The 15,800-nt window shown below is 74.4% G+C and carries 14 protein-coding genes; 7 read left to right on the top strand and 7 right to left on the bottom strand.

All coding sequences use genetic code 11. The features are described from left to right. Positions 1-75: 75 nt before the first annotated feature. Positions 76-612: a hypothetical protein gene (locus ACFWIA_RS16185; RefSeq protein WP_387004874.1), complete on the bottom strand. Its 537-nt coding sequence runs from the start codon at positions 610-612 to the stop codon at positions 76-78. 443 nt (positions 613-1,055) lie between these two features. On the opposite strand from ACFWIA_RS16185, the gene ACFWIA_RS16180 reads away from it, so the two are divergent. Beyond that, positions 1,056-3,062 (top strand): protein kinase, encoded by a 2,007-nt coding sequence (locus ACFWIA_RS16180; RefSeq protein WP_387004873.1) that lies wholly within the window; start codon positions 1,056-1,058, stop codon positions 3,060-3,062. Positions 3,063-3,100: 38 nt separating this feature from the next. On the opposite strand, the gene ACFWIA_RS16175 is transcribed toward ACFWIA_RS16180, so the two are convergent. Next, entirely contained in the window at positions 3,101-3,646 is a 546-nt protein-coding gene (locus tag ACFWIA_RS16175) for a class I SAM-dependent methyltransferase (protein WP_387004870.1), read from the bottom strand. A gap of 71 nt (positions 3,647-3,717) precedes the next feature. On the opposite strand from ACFWIA_RS16175, the gene ACFWIA_RS16170 reads away from it, so the two are divergent. The 4 genes from ACFWIA_RS16170 (at position 3,718) to ACFWIA_RS16155 (ending at position 8,192) form a co-directional block, all read left to right on the top strand. After that, on the top strand, positions 3,718-5,466 hold the full coding sequence (locus ACFWIA_RS16170; protein ID WP_387004867.1) for a hypothetical protein: 1,749 nt from the start codon (positions 3,718-3,720) through the stop codon (positions 5,464-5,466). A gap of 113 nt (positions 5,467-5,579) precedes the next feature. Then, complete coding sequence (locus tag ACFWIA_RS16165; protein WP_387004864.1) at positions 5,580-6,242, top strand: class I SAM-dependent methyltransferase; 663 nt, start codon at positions 5,580-5,582, stop codon at positions 6,240-6,242. Positions 6,243-6,263: 21 nt separating this feature from the next. Then, positions 6,264-7,196 (top strand): N-acetylmuramoyl-L-alanine amidase, encoded by a 933-nt coding sequence (locus ACFWIA_RS16160; protein WP_387004862.1) that lies wholly within the window; start codon positions 6,264-6,266, stop codon positions 7,194-7,196. Positions 7,197-7,352: 156 nt separating this feature from the next. After that, complete coding sequence (locus ACFWIA_RS16155) at positions 7,353-8,192, top strand: hypothetical protein (RefSeq protein WP_387004860.1); 840 nt, start codon at positions 7,353-7,355, stop codon at positions 8,190-8,192. Between the two features lie 113 nt (positions 8,193-8,305). Here ACFWIA_RS16155 and ACFWIA_RS16150 read toward each other — a convergent pair whose 3' ends face one another. Genes ACFWIA_RS16150 through ACFWIA_RS16140 form a run of 3 tightly spaced genes read right to left on the bottom strand, consistent with a single transcriptional unit; the run spans position 8,306 to position 11,549 of the window. After that, entirely contained in the window at positions 8,306-9,376 is a 1,071-nt protein-coding gene (locus ACFWIA_RS16150) for a prenyltransferase (RefSeq protein ID WP_387004857.1), read from the bottom strand. Beyond that, entirely contained in the window at positions 9,373-10,107 is a 735-nt protein-coding gene (locus ACFWIA_RS16145) for a methyltransferase domain-containing protein (RefSeq protein ID WP_387004854.1), read from the bottom strand. The genes ACFWIA_RS16150 and ACFWIA_RS16145 overlap by 4 nt, the downstream gene beginning before the upstream one ends. Beyond that, entirely contained in the window at positions 10,107-11,549 is a 1,443-nt protein-coding gene (locus tag ACFWIA_RS16140) for a glycosyltransferase family 4 protein (protein ID WP_387004851.1), read from the bottom strand. Before ACFWIA_RS16140 ends, ACFWIA_RS16145 begins: the two co-directional genes overlap by 1 nt. Positions 11,550-11,820: 271 nt before the next feature. Here ACFWIA_RS16140 and ACFWIA_RS16135 point away from each other — a divergent pair, with 271 nt between their 5' ends. Next, entirely contained in the window at positions 11,821-12,453 is a 633-nt protein-coding gene (locus tag ACFWIA_RS16135) for a TetR family transcriptional regulator (protein ID WP_387004848.1), read from the top strand. Positions 12,454-12,467: 14 nt separating this feature from the next. On the opposite strand, the gene ACFWIA_RS16130 is transcribed toward ACFWIA_RS16135, so the two are convergent. After that, entirely contained in the window at positions 12,468-13,925 is a 1,458-nt protein-coding gene (locus tag ACFWIA_RS16130) for an aldehyde dehydrogenase (RefSeq protein WP_387004846.1), read from the bottom strand. A 635-nt stretch (positions 13,926-14,560) separates the two neighbouring features. On the opposite strand from ACFWIA_RS16130, the gene ACFWIA_RS16125 reads away from it, so the two are divergent. Next, a complete protein-coding gene (locus ACFWIA_RS16125; RefSeq protein ID WP_387004995.1) occupies positions 14,561-14,956 on the top strand; it encodes a hypothetical protein in 396 nt (131 codons plus the stop codon). 17 nt (positions 14,957-14,973) lie between these two features. Here ACFWIA_RS16125 and ACFWIA_RS16120 read toward each other — a convergent pair whose 3' ends face one another. Beyond that, complete coding sequence (locus tag ACFWIA_RS16120) at positions 14,974-15,645, bottom strand: O-methyltransferase (RefSeq protein ID WP_387004843.1); 672 nt, start codon at positions 15,643-15,645, stop codon at positions 14,974-14,976. Positions 15,646-15,800: the final 155 nt, after the last annotated feature.

Genomic DNA, 15,800 nt, shown 5'->3' with positions numbered 1-15,800 from the left:
CACCCCGCGGGTGCGTCCCGTCCGTGTCCCGGTGGCCCCTTCCGGGTCCGGGCCCGTCCACGTATCCGTCATCGCTCAGCCCCTGGCCCCGCCGGGCGGGAGGCTCGGATTGCCGAGGATCGGCTCGCAGATCCGGCTCGCACGCTTGGCCCCCGAACTGTTCTGGTTCCACATCTCCTCGGAGGAGTGGCCCTCGGAGTCGACGTCGGGGAAGTCGGGTGCGCCCTGCTCCTGCATGCAGGTGGAGTAGCGCTTCCGCTTCTCGACCTCCTTGGCGCTCGGCTTCGGCTCGTTGCGGCGTTCCAGTTCCGCGGGCACGGGCAGGGAGTACTGCTTGCAGGTGTCCTGCGCCTTCGCGAACTCCGGGTCCGCCTTCAGGGCCCCGAGGTCGCCCTCGAACTCGTAGCGCCCCTTGGAGTCCGGGTCACTGGACTTGAACCCCTCCTTCTCCATGCACCGGACGTACTTCTTCTGCGCCTCCAGGTACCGGGTGATCTCGTCCTCGACGTTCGCGTCGGACTTGGCCTTCGCACCGTTGTTCACCGACGGCACCCCGGGGCCGTCGTCCTGCGCGCCGCAGGCGGTCAGGGCCAGCAGGAGCAGGGGTGTCACCAGCGCCCACCGGCCCCGTACCCCACGCCGTGCCGCCCCCGGTCGTCCCACCGGTTTCCTCGTCGTGTGCCTCACTGCTGCGTGTCCTTCCGTGACTCCCGGGCGGGGCGGAGGGCTGGTCAGACCCCGCCCGCCCCGCCTCCTTGCCGCCCGGCCGCGCGCACTCCCCCGTGGTCGGGCAGGGAGACGGTAGGACGGAGGTGATGAAGAACCGTTGAAGAACCTGTCCGCCACCCGTGCGTTCGCCGGCGCACCCGGAGGAGGCCCGCCCGGCGCGCGTCCCGAGCCCGCGCCCCCGCGCGCTTCCCGTGTGCCGTGGCGGTCCTTCCAACCCGCCGTCCGCCGCCGCTCCGCTCCCCTACGCTCCGTCGCGCAGGGCCGCTCCACGACCGGCGGCGCGTCCCAACCACCCTGGGGAGAGCGGAACGTGACGGGAAACGGCGATGGCTGAGCCCGGACAGCGGATCAGTGACCGGTACCGTCTGGTCCGGCTGATCGGCACGGGCGGAATGGGCGAGGTCTGGCTCGCCCACGACGAACTGCTCGGCCGTCGGGTCGCCGTCAAGAGCGCCCGGGTGGACGGTGCGAAGGCACGGCGCCGGCTCAAGGCCGAAGCCAGCAACGCCGGTCGGCAGGTCCACCCCCACCTCGTCGGGGTGTTCGACCTCGTGACGACCGGACCCGCCTGCTGGATCGTCATGGAGTACGTCCCGGGGCACAGCCTCGCCCGGCGGGTCCGTACCGGCGGTCCCCTCGACGGGGCGGAGGTGGCGGCGCTGGGCCGGCAGATCGCCGATGCGCTGGTCGCGACGCACGCCGAGGCCGTGGTGCACGGCGATGTGACCCCGGAGAACGTCCTGGTCACCGAAGGGGGGCTGGCCAAGCTCACCGACTTCGGGATCTCCCGGGCCCTGTGGCGGGAGTACGTCCGCAGCCACACGCTCTCGGTCCGGGGCAAGCCGCCCTATCTCGCCCCTGAGGTCGCCCGGGGTGCCACCGCCGGGCCCGCGTCCGACGTGTTCGGCCTGGGCGCCACCCTGTACGCGGCGGTCGAGGGCCGCTCCCCGTACGGCGAGGCCGATCACCCCGTGGTGTACGTGGCCCGGGCCCAGCAGGGCGCCGTCCAACCGCCGCGGCGGGCCGCGGGGGTCCTGGCCCGGGTCCTCACGGCGCTGTTGGCGGCGGAACCCGGTGACCGTCCCGACGCGGCCGAGGCGTCCGCGATGCTCGGCGGGGCGGCCGGTCCGGTCGCCGTGCCGTTGCCCGCGCGGGGGGCGCCCGAGCCGGGAGGGCGCGCCGGGGCCGGTGTGCCGGTGTGGCCGCAAGCGGCGGGGTTCACCGTCACGAACGGGTCCGGGGACACCCAAGCCTGGTCCTCCGCCCCGGTGGCGCCGTTCGCGGAGGCCGAGGAGCCGAGTGCGCCCCTGCCCCCGAGTGCGCTCCCCGCGCGGGCTGGGCGCGCACGCCGGTTCACCCGCCCCGTCGTGCGCGCCGCACTCGGCACGCTGGTCCTGGCGGTGGGCCTCGGCCCGGGAGTGGTCGGGGGGTTCGACCGTCCGGCGAGTGACCAACACCGGCCGTCCGGACCGCGGGCCGTCCTGGGTGCGGCGCGGGCGGCCGATCCGTGCGCCCTGCTCGACCCGCGGGCGTTCACCGCGTACGGGTCCGCCGTCGAACACCCGGTGTACGGGGCGTTCGACCGCTGTGACGTGTTGCTGTACGCCCAGGACGAGGACGGCCGGCGGAGCGCCGAACTGCTCGCCGACATCCAGGTGGACTTCGCCGGCGAACCGGCCGAGTTCGATGCGCACGTGCCCCGGTGGAAGACGGGTGCGGTGACGGTGGCCGAACTCCCCGCGGAGAGCGGTGAATGCGTACGCAACCTCCAGCTCGCGGACGGCAACCAGGTGTGGCTGGCGGTGGAGCGGGAGGCTGCCGGGGCGCCCGCGCTCTGCGCCCTGGCCCGGACGGCGGTCGACCATGCGGCGGAGGTCCTGAACCGGGGTCCCGTGCCGGAACGGCCCGCCGGGTTCGCCGCCGCGTCGCTGGCCCGGGTGGACGGCTGCCGGCTGCTGGACGCGGCGGCGCTCGCCGTGGTCCCCGGGATCGACCCGTACGACGGACACCCCGACTTCGCGCGCTGGGGATGCGATTGGTCGGGCGACACGGACGACGTGGTGGTGGACCTCGGCTTCGACCGGGACAACTCGCTCACCGACGACGGCTCCCCCGCCCGGTTCGGCGGGCGGCCCGGCGCGGTGTCGCCCGAGGAGGCGGGCGAGGGATCGTGCGTGGTCCGCGTCCAGCACCGTGCGTACCCGGGGAACCAGGGTGAGCGCACGATCGAGTTGGTGACGGTGACCGTGCGGGGCCCCTGGAAGGCCGCCACGGCGTGCGAGCGGGCCGGTGAGCTGGGTACGGCCGTGGCCCGACGACTGCCCGCGGTGTGACGGCCCGCGGGTGTGACGCCCGCCCGCTCGCTCGCGATTCACCCCGTGCCGTGGGGCTCCGCGGGGGCGTGGGCGAACACGAATGCCTGCGGGGCGCGTTCGGGGAAGGGCCCGTCCAGATCGGGTTGCCGCAGCGTGGTCGAGCGCACGGACAGGCCGGCCGCGGTCAGGAGTTCGACCATCCGCTCCGGGGTGCGGCGGTGGAAGTCGAGGGCGATGGGGTGCCCGTACCCCTCGGTGAGCCGCAGCGGCACGGTGCCCGACTGGAAGCCGAGCAACAGCTGACCGCCGGGGACGAGGACCCGGGCGAACTCCGCGAGGGCGCGCGGCAGGTGGTCGTCGGGCACGTGGATGGTCGAGTACCAGGCGAGGACACCGCCGAGGCTGCGGTCGGGGACGTCGAGGTCCAGCATCGACCCGACCGTGAACGTGCACCCGGGGTGGGTCGCCCGGGCCACGGCCACCATGCCCGGGGACAGGTCGACCCCGGTGACCGGCACCCCGAGGTCCGTGAGGTGGGCGGTCACCCGGCCCGTGCCGCAGCCCACGTCCAGCACGGGCAGCGGCGAGGGGGCCGCCAGCACCTGCTCGGCGAAGAGGAGCCTAGGGAGCCGGCCACCCGCCGTTGTCAGTGGGGTCGGTCATGATCGGAGGCATGAAGGAGATCGACGCCCTCCAGGGCTTCGTCGGAGCCGGGGGCTGCTGGAACAGCACGTCCTTCGCGGACATCGCCCGGACCGGCCGTTACGTCGAGGGCAGTTGGGCGCCGGGACCCGGCGAAGGGGAGGTCCGACCGCCCGCGGCCGGCAGTTGGACGGAACTCGTGGGGCGCCCCGGCGCGCTCGCGCTGCGCGCGGCCTCCGCGGCGACCAGACCGGGGCGCCGCGAGGTGCTGCTCGACTTCCTGGAGATGTGGGCGGGGACGCCGTTCGCGGACCCGGCCTACCGCTTCCGGCTGGGCCGGCTCGCCGGAACGACCTCGTTCACCGTCCGCGACCAGCAGGGCGTCTCCTTCGGCCTGCACCTGCCGGCCGCCCGCTACACCCACTACTTCGAGGCGGTGCTCCCCGGCGGCGCGCTCGTCCCGCGCCCCGAGGAGCCGCTGTACGCCGTGGACTGCCACCGCGGTTGGGGCACCCCGGAGCAGTTGCTGCGGCTGGTGGAGCTGGTCCGGGAGCGCGGCCCGGTCGCCTGGGACGGGGACGCGGCCCGGACGCTGGCCGAGGCGACCGGCCTGAGCCGTCCGGCAGCGGCGCTCGTGCTGGCCGGCAACCCCGGCGCCGGCGGCTACGGCGTGCCCTACCTCGATGCGCACGAGCGTTCCGTGTTGGGCTTCGGCGCGGCCGAACTCGAATCGGCACGGAGCGAGTTGTCGATGCTGCACGACGACGACCGGCTCGCGCTGCTCGCCGACGTGCTGCCCGAGGACCCCGCGGACCTGTGGGCGCCGGACGGTCCCGCCCGCGTCGCGGAGCGCACCGCCGCGGCCTGGATCGAACGGCACGGCGCCCGCCCGCACCCCCCGTGGGACACCTGGCGGTCCGCGCTGGCGCTGGAGACCAGGATGCCGGCGACCCATCTGTGCCACCTGTTCCTCGACCCGGCGCGCGCCACCCTCCCGCCGGGCTTCTCTCTACGGATCTGGCCCTGCCCGCCCCGGCACCGCCAGCTGCGCACCGCCTGGGACGTCATGCGCCGCTACGACGCCGACACCCTCACGGACGCCGTCTTCGCCGGCCTGCCGTGGGCGTACGCGGACCTCCCCGCCGGGGACCCGGTGCGCACGGCCGCGCCGGAGCTCGTCCGTCAGCTGCGCAAGGTGCTGGCGGGTGGGGACTCACCGGCCCGGGTCCTGTACGCGGGCGTGATCCGCGACCCCCGCGGAAGCCGACGCTGGGACTGGCTGACGGACGGCACCTGCGACCGCGTCACGGCCCGCATCCTCGCCGACGACCTGCCGCCGGGCCGCTACGAGTCCGACCCGCGCGCCTGCGTCCCCGAGCTGGTCGCGGAGGTCGCCGCGGCCCTCGACCTGTCGGAGGACGCCGCCGCCCTCCACCTCCAGCTGCTACTGCTCCCGGTGCCCTCGGACCGCAACGTGCGGCGGTGGAACGCCTGGACGCCGACCCGCCACAAGAAGGCCGCGGCGCAGCTGCTGGCGCACGACCTGGTGGTGGAGGACCGCAGGCCGCGCGCGGGGCGCAGGCTCTTCCTGCCCGGACCCTGGGCGCACGGCAAGAAGCCGCTGCCGCCGATGGAGTCCTGGAAGGCGCCCCTGATCGGCGCGCGGCTGAGCGAGGACGGGAGCGAGGTGCGGGAGTTCGAGCTGCTCCCGGGCACGCTCCCCGAACTGTTCGCCGAGGCCTGGCGGCTGGTCCGGGCCGGAGCGGGGCCGGCGGCCTGAGCGACGCGGTGCCCGGAGATCACCCACCGGGCCCGCGGGGCGGGTGTGCCAGCATGGCGGCGACACCAGCGGCCCCGCGCCCTCCGGGCCGCGCCATGACCCACGGAGCCCCGATGCACCAGGCGACGACCGCCCAGCCCGCGCCGAAGGTCCTGTCCGCCTTCGAGAAGGCGAAGGGCTTCATGCCCCGCGACGAGGGGCTCGCGCTGTACGCCGCCGCGCGGACGGCGGCGGCCCTGGGGCACCCCCTGCTGGAGGTGGGCACGTACTGCGGTCGCTCCACGATCCTGCTGGCGGACGCGGCCCGGGCGGCGGGGGGCACCGTGCTGACCGTGGACCACCACCGGGGCAGCGAGGAGCAGCAGCCCGGCTGGGATTACCACGACCCGGAGACGGTGGACCCGGAGCTGGACCGGATGGACACGCTCCCGGAGTTCCGCCGGACCCTGTACCGGGCGGGTCTTGAGGACCACGTGATCGCCCTGGTGGGCCGTTCCCCGCAGGTCGCGGCCGTGTGGACCACGCCGCTCGCGCTGGTCTTCATCGACGGCGGGCACACCGACGAACACGCGAACGCGGACTACGAGGGCTGGGCACCGCGGCTGGTGACGGGGGGTCTGCTCGTCATCCACGACGTGTTCCCGGACCCGGTGGACATCATGACCGGCCAGGCGCCGTACCGGGTCTACCTCCGGGCGTTGGCCTCCGGCGCCTTCGAGGAGATCGGGGCGACGCGGTCCCTGCGCGTGCTGCGCCGCACCGCGTCCGGCGGCTGACCCGGGGTTAGAGTCGCTGCCGTGTCCCACCCAGAAGACCACCCCGAACCCCGTTCCGTCCCCGCGCCGGCCGGTCGCCGCACCCGCCGCCGGGCCCTGGTCGCGGCGGCCGTCCTGCTGCCCGTGGCGCTCGTCGCGGGGCTCGCCCTGGCGCAGGAGGGCTCCCCCGAGGGTCGTCCCGCCTCCGTGGACGGGAGGAGCGGGGGCGAAGGAGCGACAGGGCCGTCCCCGTCCGACGGGTCCGACGGATCGGGGGGACCCACGGCGAAGGCGCCGCTGGCGGGCAAGGTGGTCGTCGTCGACCCGGGGCACAACCCGGGCAACTTCCAGCACGCCCAGGAGATCAACCGGGAGGTCGACATCGGCACCGGGCGCAAGGCGTGCGACGCCACGGGAACGACGACGAGCGACGGCCCGGGCGGCTACCGGGAGGCGGACTTCACCCTGGACGTGTCGCGCAAGCTCCGCGCTCGGCTGCGGGAGCAGGGCGCGACCGTGATCCTCACCCATGACGCGGACCGGGCCTGGGGGCCGTGCGTGGACGAGCGGGCCCGCATCGGCAACGAGGCCCGGGCCGATGCGGTGGTGTCCGTGCACGCGGACGGTTCGGCCCGGGGCAACCACGGCTACCACCTGATCCTGCCCGCACGGGTCAAGGCCGGGGCCGCCGACACCGCGGCGATCGTCGGGCCCTCCCGTGACCTGGGGGAACGCATCGGCCGGCAGTTCGCGCTGGCCACCGGCAGCAAGCCGGCCAACTACCTCGGCGGCGGCACCGGCATCGACGTGCGCGACGACCTCGGGGGGCTCAACCTCTCGCGGGTGCCGAAGGTGTTCATCGAGTGCGGCAACATGCGCGACCCCCAGGACGCGGCCCGGCTGACCGACGGAGCGTGGCGGGAGAAGGCGGCGCGGGGGATCGCTGAGGGAATCATGAGTTTTCTGCGTGGGTAGTATGCCCTGCCCCGGCCTGGCAGACTCCTTCGCCGGGCCGACGATAGGGTCAGCCTACGATGGAGGGTCACCCCCCGCTCCGCCCACGCCCGTGGGCGACAGCGAAGCCCCCTTCACCAGCGACCGACCAGACGACGGACGAAGGACCTTCCTGAAGTGAACATCCGCTCCCTCACTAGAGGCGATGGCGTGGTGATCGGAGCAGCGGTGTTGCTCTTCATCGCGTCGTTCCTCGACACGTACTCGATCGACGGGGCCAGTGACAGCACCGAGTACCCGAACGCCTGGGACAGCGGTCCGACCCTGATGAGCATGTACCTGGCGGGCATCATCGCCGCCGTGGTCATCGTCTTCGCCCACACCCAGTCCCAGCCGCGGAAGGTCGTGGGGCTCGACCTCGGCCAGTTCGGCGTCGCGTTCGCGGTCTTCTCGGCGTGGAGCGCCCTGGGGAACATCTTCGACCCCGCCGGCCCGTTCGACGGGAACGGCGCCCTCACCCCGGACGCCGGCACGGGTCTGATCATCGGCCTGATCGCCGCCGTGGCGCTCGCCGGTGCCGCGGTGGCGACTCCGCTGGTGCCCGCGCTCAAGGCCCCGCTGCTCGGCGCCCCGCGCCCGGCGACCCCGCAGCCCTACGGTCAGCAGCCGCCGGCCGGTGGCTACGGGTACCCGGGAGGTGCCGGTGGGCAGGCCTTCGGCGGTCAGCCGCAGCCGGGCCCGTTCGGTACGCCGGGCGGTGCCCCGCAGGCCCAGCCGCAGCAGGGTGCTCCGGCGCCCGGGCCGCAGCCGTCCGGCGGGGACTTCTCGCCGTTCTGGTTCGCGGTTCCGGTTCCCCGGCCCCTGTACCCGGAGGACGGTTCTCCGAACCCGATCGCCGAGCTCGCCCCCGGCACCTGGTACCTGGCCGTGGAGCAGCGCGGTCCGGGTCTGATCGCCCAGACCCAGGACGGTCGCCGCGGCGTCCTCCAGGACACCTCGGGCATCCAGCGGGGCTGATCCCCCCGCAGCGGTACGACGAGGGCCCATCCGCATGCGGGTGGGCCCTCGCCCCCTTTCGGGCCGTACCGCGTACGCATCCTGAGGCGGTGTCAGGGAGCGGCGGCGTGCGCTCAGGAGCAGCAGGCGGGGGCGACGCCCCGGGGCAGCCGCTCGGCGGTGAAGACCGTGCGGGTCGCCTCGTGGCCGCCGAGCGCGGCCACCGCGAGCAGCACCGCGCCGGCCGTCCAGGCGGTCTGTTCCGCCGGCCAGATCGCCCGGTCCGCGTAGACGTAGCCGGTCCAGTAGAGGCCGGTGGTCTCGTCGCGCAGATGGCCCAGGGCGGCGAGCACCTCCCGTGCCCGGTCCGGCTCGCCCGCGACCCACAGGGCGAGGGCGAGTTCGGCGGACTCCCCGCCGGTGACCCAGGGGTTGGGGGACACGCAGCGGACGCCGAGGCCGGGCACCACGAACCGGTCCCAGTCGGCCGCGATCCGCTGCCGGGCCGCCGGGCCGGTCACCGCGCCGCCGAGCACCGGGTAGTACCAGTCCATGGAGTAGCGGTCCTTGTCGAGGAACCGTTCGGGGTGGTGCTGGATCGCGTGCCGCAGCGCTCCGACGGCGAGCTCCCACTCGGGCCGGTGCTCCCCGCGCCGTTCGGCGAGGGCGAGGGCGCAGCCGAGGGCCTGGTGGACGGAGGAGTTGCCGGTGAGCAGGGCGTCGGCGACGGGCGTGCCGTCGGCTTCGCGCCGCCAACCGATCTGCCCGCCGGGCTGCTGGAGGGCGAGGACGAACTCGACGGCGGCGTGGACGGTGGGCCACATCCGGTCGAGGAACTCCTCGTCGCCGGTGGCGAGGTGGTGGTGCCAGACGCCGACCGCGACGTACGCGCAGAAGTTGGTCTCCCGGGTGCGGTCGGTGACGTCGTCGGGGTCGCCGTCGGCGTAGGCCGCGTACCAGGAGCCGTCCGGGTTCTGGTGGCGGGCGAGCCAGGCGTAGGCGCGGGCGGCGGCCTCGTGCTCCCCGGCGGCGTCCAGCGCCATCGCGGCCTCGGTGTGGTCCCAGGGGTCGAGGTGGTGGCCGCGGAACCAGGGGATGGCGCCGTCCGGTCGCTGGACGGCGAGGAGGGCCCGTACGGTGGCCGCCGCCTGCGCCGCGGTGAGCACTCCGGGCAGGACGAGGTGCTCGGTGCGGGGGGTGGTCACGGGGCGTCCACCGGCGGGAGGTGCGGTTTGGTCGCGTAGGCCACGAAGCTCTTGCCGATCAGCGGGTTGAGGGCCCGTTCGACGGTCCGGGTGGCGAGGGGCTTCTTCATGATGTCCCAGACCAGCATCTTGTGGTAGGCGCGCACCGGCAGTGCCTTGTCGTTGTCGACACCGAACGCGCACTTGAGCCACCAGTACGGCGCGTGCAGGGCGTGGGCGTGGTGGCTGCCGTACGGGCGCAGGCCCGCTTCCCGCATCCGGGCGAGCAGTTGGTCGGCGCGGTAGATCCGGATGTGGCCGCCCTCGACCTCGTGGTACGCGTCGCTGAGCGCCCAGCAGATCCGTTCGGGGCCGTAACGCGGCACGGTGACGGCGATCCGGCCGCCGGGCCGCAGCACGCGGACCATCTCGGCGAGGACGCCCTTGTCGTCGGGGATGTGTTCCATCACCTCGGAGATGATGACCACGTCGAAGGAGGCGTCGGGGAAGGGCAGCGCGAGGGCGTCGCCCTCCATGGCGGTGGCGGTGGCCCCGCGGGGCGCCTCCCCGGCCTCCCGCATCGCGGCGAACCAGCGGGCGACCTCGCGGATCTCCTCGGCGTTGCGGTCGAGGGCGACGACCCGGGCGCCGCGCCGGTAGCACTCGAAGGCGTGGCGTCCGGCGCCGCACCCCAGGTCGAGGACGCGGTCGCCGGGGGCGAGCGGGAAGCGGGTGAAGTCGACGGTCAGCATCAGCGGTTGTTCCCCCTGGCGGCGACGGCCGTGGTGCGGCCGGCGCCTGTCGGTGCGGTCGGGGCGCCGCCCCGGCCGGGGTGCGCGCGGGCGATGGCCGTGCGGTAGTGCTCGACGGTGCCTTCGGCGGCGCGCGCCCAGGTGAACCGGTCGAGGACCCGGGCGCGGCCCGCGGTCCCGAGTCGGGTGCGCAGCTGCTCGTCGTCGAGGAGGCGGCCCAGTGCGGCGGCGAGGGCGCCGGGGTCGCCGGGCGGCACCGCGAGGCAGGTCTCGCCGTCGGGTCCCGCGACCTCGGGGATCGCCCCGCCGGTGGTGGCGACCAGCGGGGTGCCCGTCGCCATGGCCTCGGCCGCGGGCAGGGAGAAGCCCTCGTACAGCGAGGGGACGCAGGCGATCTGCGCGGACCGGATCAGGTCGACGAGTGCGCTGTCGCTGACGCCCTTGACGAACTCCACGGCGCCGTCGAGCCCGTACCGTTCGATCGCCCGGGCGACCGGGCCGTCCTCGGCGCGCTTGCCGACCACGACGAGGTGGGCGTCCGGGTGTTCGGTGCGGAGCTTCGCCAACGCGTCGACCAGGTGCACCAGGCCCTTGAGGGGGACGTCGGCGCTGGAGGTGGTGACGATCCGGCCGGGGACCTCGGCGACGGACGGGTCGGGGGTGAACAGGTCGGTGTCGGCACCGATGGGGACGACGTGGACGCGGCCGGCGCGCACGTCGAGGTGGTCGATGATCTCGCGGCGCGAGCTGCCCGAGACGGTGATGATCGACGGGAGGCGCCGGGCGACCCGCTTCTGCATCCGGGTGAACGCGTACCAGCGGCGGACGGAGGCCCGTCGCTTCCAGTCCGCGGCGGCGTCGATCTCCAGCCGCCGGTCGACGGTGATGGGGTGGTGGACGGTGGTGACCAGGGGGGCACCGAGATCGCCCAACTGTCCGTAGCCCAGGGTCTGGTTGTCGTGGATGACGTCGAACTGCCCGCGGCGGGAGCGCAGGTGACGGCGGGCGCGCAGCGAGAACGTCAACGGTTCGGGGAAGCCGCCGGTCCACATGGTGGCGACCTCCAGGGCGTCCACCCAGTCGCGGAACTCGTCGCGGGCCGGGGTGCGGAAGGGGTCGGGTTCGCGGTACAGGTCGAGGCTCGGCAGCGGGGTGAGGGAGAGCCGCCCCGGTCCGTCGCCGGCGCCATCGCCATCGACGGCGTCGAGCACGGGGTAGGGCTGGGCGCCGATCACCTCGACGGTGTGGCCGAGGCGGACCAGTTCGCGGGACAGGTGGCGGACGTAGACGCCCTGCCCCCCGCAGTAGGGGTTGCCCTTGTAGCTGAGCAGCGCGATCCGCAGCGGCCGTCGTCCCCCGTGCCCGGGGGGTGCGCCGTCGTGCCGACCGGTCGAGGGGTCCTCTCCCGATCGGGGGCGGGCCTCCATGGCCTCAGCGGTCACTCGTGGCCCCCTTCTCGCGGCGTACACCGGCGACCCTATGCGCGGGCGGTAATGTAGAACAAGTTTCAGACCCGCTCGTTCAAGAAGCTTGAATCTACCGGCTGGTAGCCCTCCGTGGCCGGGCGGTTCGGGTGATTCGCGCCACGACGCGGCGCCCTACCATGCCGTACGGTCCGGGAAGCCTCCGGGCGCGGGGCCGGACCGCTCCGGGTGAGCGGGGCCGGCTGCGCCCGGACCTCCACGACGGCCACGGAACGGGACGATCGGGTAGATGACAGCGCACGCCAGACCCGGGGACGCCAAGGGGCGGACCGCCGCTGCACCACCCCTCGCGGAACGCCAGGAGGCCCGGCGCCGCCGCATCCTGCACGCCAGCGCACGACTCGCGGGCCGGGGCGGCTTCGACGCGGTGCAGATGCGGGAGGTGGCGGAGCTGTCGGGCGTCGCGCTCGGCACGCTGTACCGCTACTTCCCGTCCAAGGTCCATCTGCTGGTCGCCACCATGCGGGACCGGTTGGAACGCCTGCACGCCACGTTGCGCAAGCGACCGCCCGCCGGGGACGGTCCCGCCGAGCGCGTCGCCGGGACCCTGATGGGGGCGTTCGGCGCGCTCCAGCGGGAACCGCACCTCGCCGACGCGATGGTGCGCGCCCTGACCTTCGCCGACCGGTCGGTCAGCTCCGAGGTGGACGAGGTGTGCCGGCTGACCACCGCGATCATCGTGGACGCCACGGGCCTGGACGACCTGGACCCCGAGCGGACGGCCGCGGTGCGGGTGATCGAGCACACCTGGCACTCGGTGCTCATCGCCTGGTTGTCCGGGCGGGCGTCGATCGAACAGGTGCGGCACGACGTCGAAACGGCCTGCCGGCTGCTCGACCCGCCCTGCGCGGGCCGCCACTGAGCCCGGCGCGGGGGTCAGCCGTCCCACCCCGCGGGCAGGTGGATCGTCTTGTGCTCGAAGTACGCGGCGTACCCCTCGGGGCCGAGCTCGCGCCCGAGGCCGGAGTCCTTGTATCCGCCGAACGGACCGAGCACGTCGATGTCGAAGGTGTTCACCGAGTACGTCCCGGTGCGCACCCGGCGCGCCACGTCGAGCCCGCGCTCCGGGTCGGCCGTCCACACGCTGCCGGAGAGTCCGTACGCGGAGTCGTTGGCGATCCGCACCGCCTCCTCCTCGTCCTCGTACGGGAGCAGGCAGACCACCGGGCCGAAGATCTCCTCCCGGGCGACCCGCATGGAGTTGTCGACCTGACCGAGGAGGGTCGCCTCCACGTACCAGCCCCGGTCGAACCCCCGGGGACGGCCGCCCCCGGCGAGGACCTTGGCGCCCTCGTCCCGGCCCAGCCGGATGTAGTCGAGGGAGCGCCGCTGCTGGCGTTCGGCGACCAGCGGGCCGAGTTCGGTGGCCGGGTCCAGGGGGTCCCCGGCGAGCAGGGCGTTCGCGGCGGCCGTGAAGCCGTCGGCGAACTCGTCGTGCCGTGCGCGGGGCACCAGGATGCGGGTCTGCGCCACGCACGCCTGACCGTTGAGGAGCCAGGCGAAGGGGGCGATGCCCGCGACGGCGGTGCTCGCGTCGGCGTCGGGCAGCACCACCGCGGCCGACTTGCCGCCCAGCTCCAGGGTGACACGTGTGAGGTTGCGGGCGGCGACCTCCATCACCCGTTTGCCCGCGGCCACCGAGCCGGTGAACGACACCTTGTCCACGTCCGGGTGCCCGACCAGGTACTCGCTGGTCCCGCGGTCGGCGCAGAGGATCGACAGGACCCCCTCGGGCAGCCCCGCCCCGGCGGCGATCTCCGCGAGGACGTACGCGTCCAGCGGGGTCTGGGGGGAGGTCTTCAGGACGACCGGGCAGCCGGCGAGCAGTGCGGGGGCGAGCTTCGCGGCGGCCGTGAACTGGGGGACGTTCCAGGGCACGACGGCCGCCACGACGCCGACGGGTTCCCGGCGGACCAGCAGCCGGCCGGAGGCTCCCGCGCGGGGCTCCTCGTGGACGAAGTCCCGGGCGACGAGGATCGCCGCGTCCCACACCTTCAGGGCGGACAGGGCCTGCATGTGCACGCTCGACGTGTACGGGGTGCCGTTCTCGGAGGTGATGAGGCGGGCCATCTCCTCGTGCCGCGCGGCAAGGCCGTCCCTGATCCGGCCCACGACCTCCAGGCGCTCGGCGAGGGCGGCCCGGGGCCAGGGTCCGTGGTCGAAGGCTTTCCGGGCCGCGGCGAGGGCGCGGTCCACGTCGGCGCGTGACGCGTGCGGGACCCGGGCGAAGACCTCGCCGGTGTGGGGTGACACCACCTCTATGACGTCGCTGCTGAGGGGGTCGGCCAGCGCCCCGCCGATGAACAGTTGTCCGTGCTCCACTCGTTCGGTCATGCCTTCAACCGCCTCCCCGCGGAACGCCGTACGGGCGTCCGTTCCGGTCGGACACCAGAGCAGGGTGTTCCCCGGGCGGGGCCCCCTGAATCGGACCGGCCTTTCGGCGCGCGGGGCACTCGGTTGTCCGGCGCCTGCGGGTGCGCTGTGGTTGCCCGCGCCGTTCCCCGCGCCCCTCTAGGTGCGCCCCGGCTGGGGTGCGCTGTCTCCTGCGGGTGCGCAGTGGTTGCTCGCGCCGTTCCCCGCGCCCCTTTGGGGCGCTCCGTGCTGCAGACGCCGAGCGGGGCGTACTGGATCAGGGGCGCGGGGAACTGCGCAACACCGCAGCGCACCCCGCTGGACAGCGCACCCCTGCGTGGGCGCACCCGAAGGGGCGCGGGGAACTGCGCGAGTGAGCACCGCGCAGCTCACTGAACAGCGCACGCCCAGAGGGACGTACCCCAGGGGCGCGGGGAACGGCGCGGGCAACCACCACGCACCCGCAGGGGACCGTGCAGGCCCGGCGGGGCGCACCGAGGGGGCTCGGGGAACTGCGGGGGCTCCCCTTTGCGTCGCGGGCTGTGCGACCCTCCCCCATGACCACAGCGACTGACCACGGCCAACGCCAGGGGCCGGGCGGAACGAAGGAGCACCGGGTGCTTGAGCTGACCATGGCCACGTTGTCGGAGGCGGACGCGGGCGCCACAGCGGGCATGCTGATGGCGGAGGAGACGAGCGACGCGGGCTCGGTCCTGCGGGTGGGGCGGGACCGGAGCGTGTGTCGCCTCGCCACCCCCGGCGACTGGCTCTTCGTGTCCCGGACCCATCTGGAGTTCCGCTGCGGAGCCGACGGGAGCTGGACGGTGTCCTGGCTGCGCGGTTCCCAGGTGGACCCGTCCTCCGAGGTACGGCTCACGGTGGGCCGGGGCCCCTCGCAGCCGCTCGCCTACGGCGGCACCTCACCGCTCCCGCCGGGCTCCTCCGGCGAGGTCGTCATCCTGGACCGCACCGGGCCCCGCTCGGTCAACGTCGGCTTCTACCACGAGGTGTGAAACCGGTCGGGCCGGGCTCAGCCGGTGACGCGGGCCAGCAGGAAGCCGTCGTACCCCTTGGTGCCGACCGTCTGGACGACGGTGGCGCTCAGCCCGGGGTGGGCGGCCACCCGGTCGATCAGCGCCCGGGTCCCGACGACGGCGGGGTCGGCGCTGTCCGCGTCGGCGACGGCCCCGCCGCGGACCACGTTGTCGCAGACGATGACCGAGCCGGGCCGGGTGAGCCGCAGCGACCAGTCGAGGTAGTGCGGATTGTTGACCTTGTCAGCGTCGATGAAGACGAAGTCGAAGGGGCCCGCGCCCTCGGCCTCCAGCAGCGGGAGCGTGTCCAGGGCGGCGCCCACGCGGACCTCGGTCACCCCGTCCAGCCCGGCCCGGGCGAGATTGCGCCGCGCGACCTCGGCGTGCGCGGCCTGGTACTCCAGGGTCACGAGTCGACCGTCGGCCGGGAGCGCACGGGCCAGCCAGATGGTGCTGTACCCCCCGAGGGTCCCGATCTCCAGGATCTTCCGCGCGCCCTGCACCTCGGCGAGCAGCTGGAGCAGCTTGCCCTGGTTCGCGGCGACCGCGATCTGCGGCAACCCCGCCGCGTCGCTGTCGCCCAGCGCCGCGTCCAGCGCCTCGTCGGCGAGGGCCAGTGCGGACGTGACGTAGTCGTCGACGGCGTCCCAACGCTCCTGCTCGGCCATGAACGGACTCCCCGCTTTCCTCGATCCCGCTCAGTAGTGTTTCTCACAGAACCTATCCCGGCTCCGCCTCCGGTGCCCTCGGCCGGACGCCCGGTCCTCCGGTGGGGTGGTTCGGGCGCACGGCCGAAATGCCGGAGCAACCGCGGAACGAGGGG

Origin of the sequence: Streptomyces sp. NPDC127068 (assembly GCF_042724695.1) — a bacterium.
Taxonomy (GTDB): domain Bacteria; phylum Actinomycetota; class Actinomycetes; order Streptomycetales; family Streptomycetaceae; genus Streptomyces.
This window is presented reverse-complemented; position numbering and strand designations above follow the sequence as displayed.

Coding starts and splice junctions, on each gene's coding strand:
- ACFWIA_RS16135 (WP_387004848.1), top strand. CDS start 11,821: ATGACAGCGCACGCCAGACCCGGGGACGCCAAGGGGCGGACCGCCGCT.
- ACFWIA_RS16165 (WP_387004864.1), top strand. CDS start 5,580: ATGCACCAGGCGACGACCGCCCAGCCCGCGCCGAAGGTCCTGTCCGCC.
- ACFWIA_RS16120 (WP_387004843.1), bottom strand. CDS start 15,645: ATGGCCGAGCAGGAGCGTTGGGACGCCGTCGACGACTACGTCACGTCC.
- ACFWIA_RS16170 (WP_387004867.1), top strand. CDS start 3,718: ATGAAGGAGATCGACGCCCTCCAGGGCTTCGTCGGAGCCGGGGGCTGC.
- ACFWIA_RS16130 (WP_387004846.1), bottom strand. CDS start 13,925: ATGACCGAACGAGTGGAGCACGGACAACTGTTCATCGGCGGGGCGCTG.
- ACFWIA_RS16145 (WP_387004854.1), bottom strand. CDS start 10,107: ATGCTGACCGTCGACTTCACCCGCTTCCCGCTCGCCCCCGGCGACCGC.
- ACFWIA_RS16180 (WP_387004873.1), top strand. CDS start 1,056: ATGGCTGAGCCCGGACAGCGGATCAGTGACCGGTACCGTCTGGTCCGG.